This is a genomic window from Moraxella sp. (genome assembly GCF_024227015.1).
Classification (GTDB): Bacteria; Pseudomonadota; Gammaproteobacteria; order Pseudomonadales; family Moraxellaceae; genus Moraxella.
This window is the reverse complement of the sequence record NZ_JAAELD010000073.1, coordinates 1-527: the sequence shown is the minus strand read 5'-3', so window position 1 is coordinate 527 and position 527 is coordinate 1. Positions and strand designations below refer to the sequence as shown.

Below are 527 nucleotides of genomic sequence, written 5' to 3'. Positions count from 1 at the left end.
GGATGCATAAAGCGGATCATTTTGGCCAGTGATTTGATAACTGCCAGGCGATGATTTCTGGTTTTAGCGCTGTTTTTACGATGTTGCTCAAGATCGTGCAAAAAGGCCAGGATTAGATCGGCGCTGAGATGATCAAGGTTCAGGGCGTTGATTTTAATGCGGTAGTAGTTTGCTGCAAAGGGTAAAAACAGTGTGAATGCATCGCGATATGTTTTAATCGTCGCGTTGCAGACACCTTTGATGTGAGGCAGGTAGGTGCTAAAAAATTGATAGACAACGGTAGAAAGCTTCATATGACATCCAATTGAGATTTAGTAAAGGCGATTAATCCGGGAATATCTTTAGCATCTTTGACCTTAAGATATGCGGCGGTGTACTGGTATTTTCGATGTCCCATGTAGGTGGCCAAAACCGGCAAGGCCTGCTGAGGGCAATTTCCTCTGGCTTTGATCTGATTTAGGGTGTTTATGGCGAAAGCATGACGCAGGCTATGAGGTAGTGGTTTTCCGAAAGTGATGTTGCCGATG

Annotated in this window: 1 protein-coding gene and 1 pseudogene; both read right to left on the bottom strand. The window is 44.6% G+C overall.

The annotated features are described in order from the left end of the window. A partial coding sequence (locus GY683_RS01550) for a site-specific integrase (RefSeq protein WP_297287080.1) occupies window positions 1-293 on the bottom strand: 293 nt, incomplete at its 3' end. After that, window positions 290-527, bottom strand: a pseudogene (locus GY683_RS01545) (hypothetical protein); the annotation flags it as partial. The pseudogene GY683_RS01545 and the gene GY683_RS01550, both read right to left, overlap by 4 nt.